Genomic DNA, 13,918 nt, shown 5'->3' with positions numbered 1-13,918 from the left:
AGGTTTTAAATCAAATATTTGTCATATCATTTGTGACTTTGGTTTTGCCCAAATGAGAAGCGGAGTTTCACAAGGAAGGCATCTTGCGGAGTAATACACCTCATGCATCCAACAGTTGCGGATGACTTTTCCACCTGGCAAATATGATCATGAATTTAAAAAAGAAAATGCCAGTCAATTGCTTAACTGACTGGCATTATCCATTTAGAGGCTTTTTATATGGGTCGCTTAATGCGAGCTAGAGGGTGGTTGAGTCGTTTGCTGGTATTTGAGAATGTACTCTTCCCGAATGGCAAGTCGTTCTTCAGGTTTGGCGTTTTGCATGCGTAAGCCAAGTTCTCGACGTTCCTGACTGCTCATCATTTGCCAAGTCTCACGCATTCTTTGTTTTTCAACCTCAGGAAGCTGGGTAAACCAGTCCATACGCTGCTGTAAGCTGACGCTCTGCTGTTCTGGAATTTCCTTAAGAGACTGATAGCGTTTAATAAGTGCCAACTGTTCGGAATCAGAAAGACTATCCCAGGTATCGGAAACCTGAGTATTCGCATCTTTAGAAAAGATCCAAAAACGTTCAAATCCTGCAAAACTGGTTTGCAGAAAACTGAATGCACAAAAAGCAATTGCCAATCTTTTAGCTGCCATGTGGAACTTTGTCCTCACCTAGAACCATTAGCATTTCTAAATCTTCAAGCATTTGTGGGGACAGTTTCGGTACTGACACCATTTGGGTTTGCGGCTCATTGTGGCTAGAAATATTGGGTAATACCACAACACCTGCAATTGCTGCTGCCAAGGCAAAACCTGACATTTTTAAAAATGCAAAACGTGAATGTTTAGAATCCTGAATTTCTTCAAGAACATGGTGCATGACAACAGGTTTGTCTTTATGTTGTTGTGCCAGTCCATCGAGTTTGGAAGTTACTTGTTTTAAGAAATCATCTTGATTCATTCGGATGACCCTCCCAGATATGGATTTAAATGTGCCAAAGAGGCACGTAAGCCTTGAATAGCACGGTGATAATGAGTTTTTACACTGCCTTCTGAGCAGTCCATAATTTGTGCGGTGGTATGCGTATCAAATCCTTCCCAAGCTCTCAGCATAAATGCCTGCTGCTGACGTACAGGTAGTTTGGCAATGGCTTCCTGGATTTCTTCAGCTGTCACTGCCTGATCCAGAAAGTCCAAAGGCGTCGGTGTAGCTTCGTCCACGATATCCTCAAGTTCAATTTCGTCATCATCCAGACTGACTTTCTTGAAAAATGAAAACATCTGACCACGCCGTGCTTCTTTACGACGCCAATCCTGTAATTTGTTGTTCAGAATTGTATAAAATAGGGGATACCATTCTTCAGTACTTTTTTCCGCATAGGATTTATGTAAGGAAATGAAAGCTTCCTGAACCAGATCCATGGCAATACCATGATGACCTTGAGTTGCACTTTCCATCATCACCAAGGCGCGTCCAGTCACATCTTGCATAAAATTCTTCAGACGTGCTTCAGCCGTACTCTTCAGAATACTTACATCGTGTGATTGCAACTGTTTTGGTGCTAAATCCATAGAGATGGAAAATCCTGTCATTGGACACCCACCATGATTCCCAAGTTCATAATCATATAACGTTGGGAATTATGGTTTGGTTGACAATTAAGTTTATTATTTTTGTAGTGTAATCTATTTTATAAACGGGCAGGGCCGAATTAAAACACTGTAACCTAAATCCCTAATTAGATACGTTGACGTACCATTTCAAAGAAACAGATCGATCCTGCAATCGCAACATTTAAGGATTCCTGACCCCCCGGCTGCGGAATACTGACAGCTTCTGCGTGTTGCATTGCATAATCAGAAACGCCTTGACCTTCATTGCCCAAGATCCATACGCAAGGTTTACCTAAATCTTTTGAGTACAGACTTTCGGCACGATGTGAGCTGGTGACGTATACAGGAATTTGAAATTGCTCAAGAATTTGTTCAAGTGCAATATTTTCAAAAGTTTGCAGCGTGAAGTGCGCACCCATACCGGCACGTAATACTCGTGGTGACCAAAGTGATGCAGAACCTTTGGTGCAGACAATCTGTTCAATACCGGCTGCTGCTGCAGAGCGAAGCAGGGTACCAACATTACCCGGATCCTGTACATTTTCCAGAATTAAAGTGTCGGCTTTAAAATCCAGTGCATAATTTGCTGTCGGTAAAGTGACCACAGCTAAACAGGCTAAAGACGTTCCTAAGGTGCTTAAATCTTTGTATAAAGATTCGCTTAAAACAAAGACCATCCCTGTGTATTTTGCGAGAATTTTCTCGAAATCAGGATGGGAAAGTGCATGTTCAGTGGTAAAAATCGAATCAATTTTACGGTTTTCATGCAGCCAGGCGAGAGACAGATGCGTGCCTTCCAGCACAGTTTGCCCCTGTTTTTTACGATAGGTGTTTTGTTCAATCAAACCACGTAAGTGTTTAATTTTTGGATTGTCTTTTGAATCAAGAAAAAAAGTTGGCATGGGAGATATAATCCACGGTAGCCGATTCCATATCGGCTACCGCTATAAAAAATTAGTTATGATAGCTGGTCACAAGATCAACTTCGTTTTTAGAACCGATAATCACTGGCACACGTTGATGTAGATCGGTTGGTTCGATCTCCAGAATACGGACACGGCCTGTGGTGGATGCGCCGCCAGCCTGCTCCATGAGCATACTCATTGGGTTGGCTTCATACATTAAACGCAGACGACCAGCTTTAGCCGGATCTTTAAAGTCGTATGGATACATGAAGATACCGCTACGACAAAGAATACGGTGAATGTCGCCCACCATACAGGCAACCCAGCGCATATTGAAGTCTTTTTCACGAGGGCCGGTTTTGCCTGCTAATAATTCATCGATATAACGTTGTACTGGTGCTTCCCAGTGGCGTTGATTCGAGGCATTGATCGCATATTCTTTGGTATCTGCAGCGACTTGAATCGCTTCAGAAGTTAGCAGGAATTCTTGAGTTTCCGGGTCAAAGGTAAAGAACACTACGCCTGCACCGACAGTCAATGCCATCATGGTCGATGGACCATACAGTACATAACCTGCAGCCACTTGATTGACACCGGCTTGCATAAAGTCTTCGGCCTGAGTCACGGCATTTTTCGCAGGAAGAATCGAGAAAATCGTACCCACACACATATTGATGTCGATATTACTTGAACCATCGAGTGGGTCGAACAAGACCAGAAATTGACCATTTTCCTGTGCAGGCGTGAATTCATCCAGTTCTTCTGAGGCCAAACCACCGACATGCGGATGTTGCTGTAAAGCATCAATCAGATAATCATTGGAAATGACATCCAGTTTCTTTTGCTCTTCGCCTTGAACATTTTCATGCTGTGCACTTCCCAATACACCCGCTAAAGCACCTTTTTGCAGCAACAGATCGATGTCCTTGCAAGTGTTTGCAATCGTTTCAATAACTTGTGCAAGTTCAGGTGTGAGATTCCCGCTTTGTTGCTGTAAAAACTGGGATAGGGTGCGGTATGACATAAGGGAAAACTCCAAGACTTAAATCGGGAAAAAATGATCAAAACGATATGCGGCTATATTTTAGATGAGAACGTACTAAAAGAAAAATTAAACTGGATTATTTGTATCGATTTTGCCCTTGCAACTCCTGTGGAAAGTGCTATGTTGAAGGCAAGGGAAAATTGAGAATAGGAGCACAGATATGACAACATTAAAGTTTGATGCGACTCCAACGCCAAGTGAAGGCATTACTTTAGATGATATCTCTGAAGACAAGATGAAAGAAGCCTGGCGGGATTATGAAGCAAAACCAGAGTACAAACAATTCAATAAACACGACCTGATTGAATCGATGCAAGCAGTTGAACCAGGCCAGACCGTAGAATAAAAAGATTTGTTCATTCAACCCAATAAAAAGCACTCAATCATGAGTGCTTTTTATTTGATACGCCAGCATTGAAAGTTATTTCAACAATGGTGGTACCGCTTCATAATTAATTTCAACACGGCGGTTTTCTTTCCAGGCATTTTCATCATGACCTGGATTGATTGGCATTTCCTTACCATAGCTGACGGCTTCTAATTGAGCAGCATTTACACCTGTGGTCACCAGGAAGCTTTCTACGGCTTTGGCACGACGCTCACCAAGCGCCATGTTGTATTCACGGGTACCACGTTCATCGGTATGACCGGTAAGTGCGACACGTGAGTTGGCATTGGCCATCAGGAACTGTGCATGTGCTTGTAGTGTACGAAGATCTTCATTGCTGAGTTCAGTACTGTCATAGTCAAAATGTACGACACGTTTTGCCAAGAAAGCCTTGTTTTCCGCAGTGACACCCTTTGCCGATGCACCCGCCATGTTTTGTGCATTTAATGCAGCATCTTCACTCAGACCTTGCGTATCCACTGTGGTTGAGCTGGTTGTATCTAAACCGCCGGTTTGAACTTCAGCGGCAGGCTTACGACTCGCACAACCTGTCATGACGACAGCTGCTGCTAAAAGTGGTAAGGCAAATAATTTTACTTTGTTCATCTTCATCTCCATGAAGTTTGATTATGGGGTAAAAGGTTTATACAGATACCAATGTTATTTTGGTGCCCAAGCCGGTTCACGGACTTCGCCCGTTTCACTTGGCAAGTTCATACGGAAACGACCATCTAGTGACATGATCGACAGAAGTCCGCGCGCGCCTTCACGTGTGGCATACACCACCATCTGGCCATTTGGCGAGAAACTTGGTGATTCGTCTAGAGTTGTTGGCGTCAGAATATTATTTACACCAGAGTTCATGTCTTGAACGGCAACCCGATAGTTACTGCCGCTTGGACGATGAACCAATGCAAGTTTCTTGCCATCTGCGCTCAGCGTACCACGTGCATTAAATGCACCACGGAAGGTCAGACGTTTATTGCTACTTGAAGCGAGATCATGGCGATAAATCTGTGGAGATCCACCACGATCAGAAGTAAAGATAAAGGATTTTCCATCTGGAGCATAACGTGCTTCGGTATCGATCGCACTGTCATTGGTCATACGTTGTAATTGACGTGTTTCCAGATTCATCTGGTAGATTTCCGGATTGCCATGCATGGATGCAGTAAACAGCATGCTCTTGCCATCTGGAGAGAAACTTGGCGCGCCATTTAAGCCACGGAAACTGGCCAGTTTTTCGCGTTGTCCTGTGGCCAGATCCTGTACATAAATTGCCGGACGTTTGGTTTCAAACGAGACATAAGCAATTTTTTTGGCATCCGGTGTCCAGGCTGGAGAAAGAATCGGATCACGCGAAGTCAAAATTGTTTTTGGCTGTTCGCCATCGGTATCAGCAATTTGCAAGGTATAACGTTGTTCTGGTGTTGCTGGATTACGCAGTACATAAGCAATACGTCCAGTAAAATCACCTGGAATGCCAGTTAATGCCTGATAGATGGCATCACTGATCATATGCGCTGCCTGACGGGTACGTGAGGCTGGAACAGTTAGTAATTCATTTAATAGATATTGTTTTTTTTCGATATCGTATAACTGATACTGGATTTCAAAAGAACCATCCGCTGTGGTTTTTGATGAACCGGTCACGACATAGGGAACGCCAGCGGATGCCCAAGCTTCTGCATTCGGGTTATTTAATGTGGCAGTCGCAGGCAGGTTTTTTGAAGCACTGGTAAATCTGCCTGAACGATTCAAGTCATTTTCAACAATAGGATAGATGCTCTGATCCTGACTGAATGGCACAATGGCGATTTTAGGTGCTGCCTCAGGTGCCTTGGTAATTTCCAGATGCAACTGGGCATAGGACTGAGTTGCCAAGACAGAACTTAAAGCGCCAATGATTGCGAGGCAGAGTAGGTGTTTGCGAGTCTTTTCCATCATTCGTTATTTACTCAAATCAACGGATTTATTGTATAGGTAGCTTGGGCTACATCATCGCATGGATTTAATAGAATAAAACCAGGATTTTATGACCAAACTGTTATGACACTGTGAAAAATGAATATTATTTAATCATATTAAAGTGAAGTTTAGCTGAAAAAATCAAAGCCATCACCTCAATAATGTGTGATGGCTTGGTTTTTATTGTGCGGTAAAGGTTGATGTAAAACTTCGTGCTTCTCGGCGTGCATCTGGATCTGAAGGCATCGGATAAGGCGCAGCAGCCCGCACCGCAGCTTCTACGCTGGCTTTCATGTCTGCATCACTTGAGTTCACGATGACAGAAACCACACCCCCATTATCATTCAAGGTTACTCGTGCATTTGCAGTTTTACCGGATGAACCTACTGGGGTATCCCAAGCGCGTTTAATTTTATTGGTAAAATCGCGTTTTGCAGTAGACGCAATCCGTTTTGATTCCGCTTTTTTCTGAGCAGCTTCTTCAGCGGCCTGTTTGGCTGCTGAAGCCTTGGCATCTGCCTCAGCTTTGGCTTTTGCATCGGCATCTGCCTTACGTTTTGCATCCGCGTCTGCTTTTGCCTTTGCAGCAGCATCGTTTTTGGCTTTTGCATCGGCATCCGCCTTACGTTTTGCATCCGCCTCAGCTTTTGCTTTAGCTGTCGCCTCAGCTTTGGCCTTTGCAGCAGCATCGTTTTTGGCTTTTGCATCGGCATCCGCCTTACGTTTTGCATCCGCCTCAGCTTTTGCTTTAGCTGTCGCCTCAGCTTTGGCTTTTGCATCCGCATCAGCTTTACGTTTCGCCTCCGCATCTGCCTTACGTTTTGCATCCGCGTCAGTTTTTGCTTTAGCTGCCGCCTCAGCTTTCGCCTTTGCAGCAGCATCTGCCTTGGCTTTCGCAGCGGCATCGGCTTTTTGTTTGGCGGCCAAATCCGCTTTTTTCTGAGCATCTAATTTGGCTTTCTGTGCAGCGTCCGCTTTACGCTGTGCATCGATTTCAGCCTTACGAGCAGCTTCGGCATCTGCCTTGGATTTTTGTGCTGCCTCCGCTTTTGCTCTGGCTGCTGCCTGTTTCGCCTGTTCGGCAGCTTCGGCACGTTTCGCTGCTTCAGCAGCTTGTTGTACAGCCTTGGCTTGCGCTACCTCTTTGAGTTCCTGCTGGGCTTTTTGTGTATCCACTTTCGGTGCAGGCGGAGCAGCAGGTGTGGCAGGCGCCGCTGTCGGAATGACTGGCGCAGGCTCAGGACTAGGTTCAGCTGTTTGAGTAATTTCTTCTGCGACATTTTCATGTGCAGTTTCCTCAAACGGCGTTTCTTCTCGGGTGACCGGTTTGAGGTCCTCAGGTTTGATCAGGACCGTTTTAATCTGCTTCGGCGGTTCAGGTGGTTTACTCATGCCAAGATAAAGTAAACCCACCAAAGCCACGGCATGGATTCCTAAGGTGAATCCAATCGCGATGGCTTTTTTCTGAAATGGTGGTTTTTTATAATCTTTCATACATTATTCTAATGGCTGGGTCAGTAAACCGACCTGAGATAAACCGGCATCCTGCAGGCTGGACATTAAGGCCATGACATCGCCATAAGGACGGGTATTGTGGCCATTGATCACGACATTCAGCACTTTATTGTCATTTTGTGCCTGTGTTTGCGCTTCAACAAGGGCAGCAGTCAATTCATCCAGCGTAACTGGGCCAGTGGCCTGATTTTTATGTTCTAAATAATAGGAACCATCTTCTTTCAGGGTGACAATGGTCGGTGCATCTTTAGATTCAATCGGTAGCCCATTGGCCTGAGGTAGGTCGACCTTTATGCCACTGGTGATCATGGGTGCGGTGACCATAAAGATCACCAGAAGCACCAGCATCACATCAATATAAGGTACGACATTCATGTCACTTTTCAGTGGCTTTTTAATACGCTGAAAGCGTCCTGAACCTTGAATCGCCATTAGTCTTTGTCCTGAGTTATGCCCACGGACTGACGTTGTAGCAGTGCCACCATTTCTTCGGCAAACAGGGCACGATCAGAGTAAACGGTTTCACCTTTGGCCGTGAAATGGTTAAAGGCCAACACCGCTGGAATAGCTGCGAACAGGCCAATGGCAGTTGCAATCAGGGCTTCAGCAATACCAGGTGCAACCGTCGCCAGCGTCACCTGATCGACATCTGCCAGGCCAATAAAAGCGTTCATGATGCCCCAGACGGTACCGAACAGACCAACATAAGGTGCAACCGAACCAATACTGGCCAAAGCACCGAGTCCTTGCTCCAGATGACCTTGATCACGGCTCAGGCCGACACGCAGAATACGCTCTGTTCCTTCAATGGACTGGGCAGTCGGTGCATGGCGTTTTTTCAGTTTCAGGAACTCACCCAGACCCTGATAGAAAATATCTTCAAGGCCAGTGCGTTTAGAATTGAGCTGGGCATTGTTATACAGGGTATTCAGTTCAGCGCCAGACCAGAAGATTTTCTGGAAATGTTCATCATCGGCCTGGGCTTTTTTATAACTCATATAGAGTCTGGCAATCAGATACCAGCTATATATTGAGGCTAACAGAAGAGAAAGCATCACCAGTTGTACGACAGGGCTTGCTTGTAAAATAAGATCTGAAACTTGAAGAGATGATTCTAACTGAGTCGCCATAGTTGTTACGTGTGCCAATAAATTTTTTTAGTCTTGTTCCAATTCTTTTTGAATTAGTTCGCGGATTTCATCCGGGAGTCGACGTGGTCGCATCTCTGCACTGATACATGCCAACTCAACCTCACCTGATGCAAGCATGATTTCACCACGATAAATATTTTGTTGCAATACAAATGATGAAGCTTTACATGAAATAACACGTGCTGTAACAGTAATTAAATCATCCATCAGGATGGGGCGCATATATTTGACATTAATTTTGTGTACCACAAAATTATATTCTGCCTGTTGCCAGTAATGACTGACTCCGGCAGCACGCAGCCATTCGGTACGGGTACGTTCCATATAGCGAATGTGGTTAGCATGGTAGACAATACCACCTAGATCAGTATCTTCAATATATACGCGGATATTGAATTCAAAATGATTCGCCATAGTTTTGTTCCATGCAGATGTTCGAAATTTTTGCTTGTTTTTTGGAGAGAGGAAAATCCTTGAATTTGCCGGATTCCTGTCCAAAGTCAAGCAATTTAGCGGGACAAAGTTTAGCATTTTGAGTTTTGAGACCAATGGCACAAGATGTCAAATCTGGCTAGAAATAGTCAAGAGGAAGCGCAGAGCACCTGATAGCTCATTTATAAAACAGCAGAAGATGATGAAATGCGCGAGCTCATCAACTCGCGCATTTTTATAGCAGGCAATTAACCTTTATTGTTCTGTTTCCAGTTGGCCTGAACCTGTTCAGCCACTTTTGGATAATCCAGAATAAAGCGCACATGACTTTCGACACCGGTTTTTAAGGTCGCATCATCGACAATAAAGTTCGGATTATGGTTTGGCGCGGCTTTAGCCGGATCTTGATCGGCCGGCGTGGCACCGACAAAGACAAACAGGGATGGCATGAGCTGGCCATAGTAAGCAAAGTCTTCACTCGCACTGGCATTATTATCCAAGACATGCAATTTATCTTCACCATGGACTTTGGCCAGGGTCGGTTGCATCAGCTTGGTCAAAGTTTTGTCATTGGTGGTGACCGGGGCATAAGGCGCAATTTCGACTTTCACCTTGACATCGTTGGCTGCTGCATTGTGTTCTAGCATCTTCGGTAAGTCTTTTAAAATGCCTTGACGAACGTCTTCACTATTGGAGCGAATAGTCCCGACCATATTGACCTGATCTGGAATCACGTTACCGGTGGTACCACCCTGAATGCTACCAATACTGACCACGCCCATTCCTTTGGTCAGATCCGCTTTACGGCTGATCAAACTTTGCAGATTGGTGACCATCTGGGCAGAGGCATAAATTGGATCTTTTCCTGCCCAAGGCATCGAACCATGAACCTGACTTCCATTGACCTGGATGCGTAAATGATCGGCACTGTTTAAAATGGCACCATCTTTGTAGAAGATATTGCCACTTGGCATACCGGCCATGACATGCATACCGAAAATGACTTCAGGTTTTGGATTTTTCAGGGCGCCGTCCGCAATCATTTTACGCGAACCAATCTGATCGCCTTGGGTAAAGTTATCAATATCTGCACCACCTTCTTCGGCTGGCTGGAACACAAATACCACCGTTCCTGCAATTTTATCTTTGTTGGCGGCCAGAACTTTGGCTGCACCCAGTAACATGGCGGTATGCGCATCATGACCACAGGCATGCATCACATAAGATTCTTTGCCCTGATAAATGGCTTTTTGTTTGCTGGCGAATGATACCGGTGCAGTTTCCTTAATTGGTAATGCATCCATATCTGCACGCAATGCCATGACCGGGCCGGGTTTACCACCTTTTAGTACACCGATCACACCCGTTTTGGCATAACCTTTTCGTACTTCAATCCCATAGGATTTTAATTCTTTTTGAACCAGTTCCGAGGTTTTAAATTCCATATTCCCCAGCTCAGGATATTGATGAATATGCTGGCGTAATTTTATGGTGTGCGCTTCAGCCGTTTGTACAGAATCATCAATCCAGTCGGCCAGACTGAGTTGGCTACAGAAAAGAAGAGGAAGACAAAGGGAAATCTGCTTATACATATTCATACTTGGGGAGAACCTTAAGAATTTTAAATGGTTAAAGTGATTCTCTAGGATTGCATATTGATTTAAATTTGACCAAAACTCTCTAAGTATTATGATAATACCTTTAAGGTATATTGCTTGTTAGACCTTGTTCTAAAAGAGCTTTATGAATACTTTTACATTGTAAAATTATGTACCCTTATTTATTTTCTATATGCTAAAGGTATCAAAATTATCAATAAGACAAAATAAAAACAAATATCAAAAATAGATCAGGACAAGATTCCGCGACAATCATTAACGCAACCTTTGGGCGAAAATGATGAGTTGTGGATTACTCTAGGTTTAGATGAAGACTTAGACGAAGCCATGCGTAAATCGACACGCGAAGCAATCCGTTTTTTGGTCAATGAATACGGAATTTCAGAAGAAATTGCTTATGCATATTTAAGTGCTGCAACGGATTTTAAAGTATCGCAAGTGGTAGATAAAACCAAAGGTATTCACGCGATGATTCGTAAAGCGGACTTTTAGGAGTTTAAGAAAAAAGAGAAGTAATTTTTTTATTTAGTTTTTTGTTTTGTGCTTTTGCCAACTGATTTAGACATGTCAGTTGGCTTTTTCTTTTGTAATGGTTTGAAAATTTTTAGAATATCAATAATAAAAATTTATTGAAATGAAATGGGGAAATTGTGGCAGAGCAGAATAATAATGCAGTGATGATTTCAATTGCCATGGACAGTGCCACAGCAGCCTTTTGATCAAACGGCAAGTGTTGTAGAGAATCCAAATAGAAAGATGGAGCTTGATCTCAATCATTCGACAGATACGACAGCAATTTCATCATTTACTTTATCTGTCATTATTGCGCTTATTTTAGGTAGTTTCGCAACTTGGCTTGCTTATTGGTATGGACGTAAGAGTTTTCAACTCACAGAACTATCTTTTAAAGTAGTAAGTGAAGATATTAAAGAAGCAGCAGAATCTCATAGAAATATGACTAAACAACTTATAGAAAGTCAAGAAAATTTAAAAAGAGTTGAATTACAAGAAGAATTTTATAGAGGTTGGAAACTTAAGTTAATAGACGATCTTGCTGTATTGAAACCATTAGTGCATAAATACATTACATTGTTAGGCTCTGTAGCTTTAGTACTAAATGATGTGAAAGACTGGTTCAAAAATAATGAATACGAAGATATGCGTTCAGAATTAAAGAGTTTAGAAGATGATATATTCCCTTTAATAGCTCGTATTAGTACTCATTTAAAAATGTTAGTAGAGGAAGATCATGAATTAGTATCTGAATGGGACGAATTTGAGCGTTATCTCACTCAGCTACAAATCATGTGTATTACCGCGGTAATTGATAAAGAAGGTATTGCTGATAGTTTCAAAGCTCTAAACATTGTAGTAGATTCTCTTATTCAAAATTTGAAATCTATATTCAATAAAAAAGCAGCCTAAGCTGCTTTTTGAATCACTTTTCTTTTGGCTCAGGTGGTGTCAATCCAAACTGTAAATAGGCCATATTGGTGGCAATACGGCCACGTGCAGTACGCATGACATAACCTTGCTGAATCAAATATGGTTCAATCACATCTTCCAGCGTACCAGAATCTTCTGCCATGGCAGCAGCCAACGCTTCAACACCAGCAGGGCCACCATCAAAACGTTCTAATAACATCGATAGATAACGGCGGTCTAAAGTATCTAAACCATCTTTATCGACTTTGAGCATGTCCAAAGCACGTTGTGCCATATCCTGATTAATTTCACCAGTGCCTTTGACCTGAGCATAGTCACGTACACGACGCAATAAGCGGTTGGCAATACGTGGTGTGCCTCGTGAACGACGGGCAATTTCTTTTGCGCCATCACCAGTCATCGGTACATCCATCAAGTTGGCTGAACGTTTGACAATGTGGGTCAAATCTTCAACTGAATAAAATTCTAAACGCTGTACGATGCCGAAACGGTCACGCAAAGGAGAGGTAAGCAGACCTGCACGTGTGGTTGCTGCAACCAGGGTAAAGGGTGGCAAATCCAGTTTGATTGATCGTGCAGCAGGCCCTTCGCCAATCATGATGTCGAGCTGATAATCTTCCATCGCTGGATAGAGAATTTCCTCAATCACCGGTGAAAGACGGTGGATCTCATCAATGAACAGGACATCACCTTCTTCCAGATTGGTCAGCATGGCGGCCAAATCACCGGCACGTTCTAGCACCGGACCTGAAGTCGACTTAAGATTACCGCCCATTTCGCGGGCAATAATATTCGCCAGCGTGGTTTTACCCAGGCCGGGCGGGCCAAAAATCAATGTATGATCCAGCGCTTCTTCACGGCCACGGGCGGCACCAATAAAGATTTCCATTTGCTCTCGAACCACAGGCTGACCAATATAGTCATCGAGTGAGGTTGGACGGATGGCACGATCAAAATGATCTTCTGGTTTTTCAGAACCACTGATGAGACGGTCTTGCATATCTTTTGAGTTAATCTCTATGGTTTATTTGAGGTGAATAAAGTCATAGCCTCAAAATGCTTTAACAATTCGTATGCCATTGTGCAGGCATGCTCTTACTTTTGACAGGGCAAAAGTAACAAAACCCTTTGCAAAAATAATGGCACATCCTATGCCATATTTCTGCGGCAGCATCCATGCTGCCTTCTCATCTTCATTTTGCAGCGAATATTTAAATCAGTATTAACGATTCATCGACTTTAATGCAGCGCGGATAATGTCGCTGGCTTCAGTGTAATCTGCTTTAACCGCATTAATCAGTTTTTGTGCTTCAGCAGGTTTATAACCCAAAGACTGTAATGCAGCTTCTGCTTCAGCCACGGCTGAATTACCCATAAACTGAATCTGTGGTGTAGTTGAATTGCTTGGCGCAGCACCTGAAGCCATGGCTTTAAAGCGGTCACGTAATTCAATCATTAAACGTTCAGCGGTTTTTTTACCGACACCGGGAACTTTGACCAAGGTATTCACATCTTCATTTTCAACGGTATGAATCAGCATTTCCACACTTAAAGTTGAAAGAATACCCAAGGCCATTTTGGGGCCAACGCCGTTGACTTTTAACAGGGTGCGGAAAATGGTTTTTTCCTGAGCATTGATAAAGCCATACAGCAACTGTGCATCTTCACGCACGGCCAGATGGGTCCAGAGTGTGACTTGTTGTCCTTTTTGCAGCTGGCAGAAAGTCGTCAGCGGCGTATCAATTTCATAACCGACGCCATTTACATTTAACAGTACGGTCGGTGCTTCTAAAGCCAGTACTTCACCAATCAGACATCCAATCATCTTTTATCATCACTAAATTCAG

Annotated in this window: 16 protein-coding genes and 1 pseudogene; 3 read left to right on the top strand and 14 right to left on the bottom strand. The window is 43.5% G+C overall.

The window, feature by feature from the left end:
• Positions 1-228: 228 nt before the first annotated feature.
• The 5 genes from GVV58_RS04680 to GVV58_RS04660 all read right to left on the bottom strand — a co-directional run bounded on the left by GVV58_RS04680 (position 229) and on the right by GVV58_RS04660 (position 3,531).
• A complete protein-coding gene (locus GVV58_RS04680) occupies positions 229-642 on the bottom strand; it encodes a DUF3106 domain-containing protein (RefSeq protein ID WP_005097618.1) in 414 nt (137 codons plus the stop codon).
• Positions 632-949 carry a hypothetical protein gene (locus GVV58_RS04675; RefSeq protein WP_159516076.1) on the bottom strand — a complete coding sequence of 106 codons (318 nt, stop codon included), beginning with the start codon at positions 947-949 and terminating at the stop codon, positions 632-634. The genes GVV58_RS04680 and GVV58_RS04675 overlap by 11 nt, the downstream gene beginning before the upstream one ends.
• The gene (locus GVV58_RS04670; protein ID WP_100329059.1) at positions 946-1,560 is read right to left on the bottom strand and encodes an RNA polymerase sigma factor; all 615 of its coding nucleotides are present in this window, start codon (positions 1,558-1,560) and stop codon (positions 946-948) included. The genes GVV58_RS04675 and GVV58_RS04670 overlap by 4 nt, the downstream gene beginning before the upstream one ends.
• Positions 1,561-1,727: 167 nt before the next feature.
• A complete protein-coding gene (locus GVV58_RS04665) occupies positions 1,728-2,504 on the bottom strand; it encodes an RNA methyltransferase (protein WP_005097613.1) in 777 nt (258 codons plus the stop codon).
• 52 nt (positions 2,505-2,556) lie between these two features.
• On the bottom strand, positions 2,557-3,531 hold the full coding sequence (locus GVV58_RS04660) for a class 1 fructose-bisphosphatase (protein ID WP_159516075.1): 975 nt from the start codon (positions 3,529-3,531) through the stop codon (positions 2,557-2,559).
• A gap of 181 nt (positions 3,532-3,712) precedes the next feature.
• On the opposite strand from GVV58_RS04660, the gene GVV58_RS04655 reads away from it, so the two are divergent.
• On the top strand, positions 3,713-3,898 hold the full coding sequence (locus GVV58_RS04655; protein WP_005097610.1) for an NF038105 family protein: 186 nt from the start codon (positions 3,713-3,715) through the stop codon (positions 3,896-3,898).
• 75 nt (positions 3,899-3,973) lie between these two features.
• Here the strand turns inward: GVV58_RS04655 and pal are convergent, their stop codons facing one another.
• From pal to GVV58_RS04620, 7 genes are all read right to left on the bottom strand, one after another.
• Positions 3,974-4,546, bottom strand: coding sequence for a peptidoglycan-associated lipoprotein Pal (pal, locus tag GVV58_RS04650; protein WP_005097609.1), 573 nt, complete (start codon positions 4,544-4,546; stop codon positions 3,974-3,976).
• Positions 4,547-4,600: 54 nt separating this feature from the next.
• Complete coding sequence (tolB, locus tag GVV58_RS04645; RefSeq protein WP_171502630.1) at positions 4,601-5,884, bottom strand: Tol-Pal system beta propeller repeat protein TolB; 1,284 nt, start codon at positions 5,882-5,884, stop codon at positions 4,601-4,603.
• A gap of 204 nt (positions 5,885-6,088) precedes the next feature.
• A complete protein-coding gene (gene tolA / locus GVV58_RS04640) occupies positions 6,089-7,402 on the bottom strand; it encodes a cell envelope integrity protein TolA (RefSeq protein ID WP_159516074.1) in 1,314 nt (437 codons plus the stop codon).
• Between the two features lie 3 nt (positions 7,403-7,405).
• A complete protein-coding gene (tolR, locus tag GVV58_RS04635; RefSeq protein WP_005170046.1) occupies positions 7,406-7,855 on the bottom strand; it encodes a protein TolR in 450 nt (149 codons plus the stop codon).
• The gene (tolQ, locus tag GVV58_RS04630; RefSeq protein WP_004279111.1) at positions 7,855-8,553 is read right to left on the bottom strand and encodes a protein TolQ; all 699 of its coding nucleotides are present in this window, start codon (positions 8,551-8,553) and stop codon (positions 7,855-7,857) included. Before tolQ ends, tolR begins: the two co-directional genes overlap by 1 nt.
• Positions 8,554-8,580: 27 nt before the next feature.
• Positions 8,581-8,988 carry a tol-pal system-associated acyl-CoA thioesterase gene (gene ybgC, locus GVV58_RS04625; protein WP_004731733.1) on the bottom strand — a complete coding sequence of 136 codons (408 nt, stop codon included), beginning with the start codon at positions 8,986-8,988 and terminating at the stop codon, positions 8,581-8,583.
• A 266-nt stretch (positions 8,989-9,254) separates the two neighbouring features.
• Positions 9,255-10,598, bottom strand: a complete 1,344-nt coding sequence (locus GVV58_RS04620; protein ID WP_167381270.1) for an amidohydrolase — start codon at positions 10,596-10,598, stop codon at positions 9,255-9,257.
• A gap of 258 nt (positions 10,599-10,856) precedes the next feature.
• Here GVV58_RS04620 and GVV58_RS04615 point away from each other — a divergent pair.
• Both GVV58_RS04615 and GVV58_RS04610 read left to right on the top strand, forming a co-directional pair.
• Positions 10,857-11,117 (top strand): annotated as a pseudogene (locus GVV58_RS04615) (acetamidase); the annotation flags it as partial.
• A gap of 195 nt (positions 11,118-11,312) precedes the next feature.
• Positions 11,313-12,050, top strand: a complete 738-nt coding sequence (locus GVV58_RS04610) for a hypothetical protein (RefSeq protein WP_227523631.1) — start codon at positions 11,313-11,315, stop codon at positions 12,048-12,050.
• A 13-nt stretch (positions 12,051-12,063) separates the two neighbouring features.
• Here GVV58_RS04610 and ruvB read toward each other — a convergent pair whose 3' ends face one another.
• Together ruvB and ruvA are read right to left on the bottom strand one after the other, a co-directional pair.
• Positions 12,064-13,071 carry a Holliday junction branch migration DNA helicase RuvB gene (ruvB, locus tag GVV58_RS04605; protein WP_005097600.1) on the bottom strand — a complete coding sequence of 336 codons (1,008 nt, stop codon included), beginning with the start codon at positions 13,069-13,071 and terminating at the stop codon, positions 12,064-12,066.
• Between the two features lie 222 nt (positions 13,072-13,293).
• Positions 13,294-13,896, bottom strand: coding sequence for a Holliday junction branch migration protein RuvA (ruvA, locus tag GVV58_RS04600; protein ID WP_159138210.1), 603 nt, complete (start codon positions 13,894-13,896; stop codon positions 13,294-13,296).
• Positions 13,897-13,918: the final 22 nt, after the last annotated feature.

This window comes from Acinetobacter sp. 18QD2AZ41W, from assembly GCF_009829025.1.
Classification (GTDB): domain Bacteria; phylum Pseudomonadota; class Gammaproteobacteria; order Pseudomonadales; family Moraxellaceae; genus Acinetobacter; species Acinetobacter pseudolwoffii.
The sequence above is the reverse complement of the archived record's forward strand: the minus strand, read 5'-3'. Positions and strand labels throughout refer to the sequence as shown.

Excerpts from the sequence above, each read along its gene's own strand:
- tolQ (WP_004279111.1), bottom strand. The coding sequence starts at position 8,553 with ATGGCGACTCAGTTAGAATCATCTCTTCAAGTTTCAGATCTTATTTTA.
- GVV58_RS04655 (WP_005097610.1), top strand. The coding sequence starts at position 3,713 with ATGACAACATTAAAGTTTGATGCGACTCCAACGCCAAGTGAAGGCATT.
- tolR (WP_005170046.1), bottom strand. The coding sequence starts at position 7,855 with ATGGCGATTCAAGGTTCAGGACGCTTTCAGCGTATTAAAAAGCCACTG.
- GVV58_RS04675 (WP_159516076.1), bottom strand. The coding sequence starts at position 949 with ATGAATCAAGATGATTTCTTAAAACAAGTAACTTCCAAACTCGATGGA.
- ybgC (WP_004731733.1), bottom strand. The coding sequence starts at position 8,988 with ATGGCGAATCATTTTGAATTCAATATCCGCGTATATATTGAAGATACT.
- GVV58_RS04620 (WP_167381270.1), bottom strand. The coding sequence starts at position 10,598 with ATGTATAAGCAGATTTCCCTTTGTCTTCCTCTTCTTTTCTGTAGCCAA.
- GVV58_RS04680 (WP_005097618.1), bottom strand. The coding sequence starts at position 642 with ATGGCAGCTAAAAGATTGGCAATTGCTTTTTGTGCATTCAGTTTTCTG.
- GVV58_RS04665 (WP_005097613.1), bottom strand. The coding sequence starts at position 2,504 with ATGCCAACTTTTTTTCTTGATTCAAAAGACAATCCAAAAATTAAACAC.
- tolB (WP_171502630.1), bottom strand. The coding sequence starts at position 5,884 with ATGGAAAAGACTCGCAAACACCTACTCTGCCTCGCAATCATTGGCGCT.
- GVV58_RS04660 (WP_159516075.1), bottom strand. The coding sequence starts at position 3,531 with ATGTCATACCGCACCCTATCCCAGTTTTTACAGCAACAAAGCGGGAAT.
- GVV58_RS04670 (WP_100329059.1), bottom strand. The coding sequence starts at position 1,560 with ATGGATTTAGCACCAAAACAGTTGCAATCACACGATGTAAGTATTCTG.
- tolA (WP_159516074.1), bottom strand. The coding sequence starts at position 7,402 with ATGAAAGATTATAAAAAACCACCATTTCAGAAAAAAGCCATCGCGATT.
- ruvB (WP_005097600.1), bottom strand. The coding sequence starts at position 13,071 with ATGCAAGACCGTCTCATCAGTGGTTCTGAAAAACCAGAAGATCATTTT.
- ruvA (WP_159138210.1), bottom strand. The coding sequence starts at position 13,896 with ATGATTGGATGTCTGATTGGTGAAGTACTGGCTTTAGAAGCACCGACC.
- pal (WP_005097609.1), bottom strand. The coding sequence starts at position 4,546 with ATGAACAAAGTAAAATTATTTGCCTTACCACTTTTAGCAGCAGCTGTC.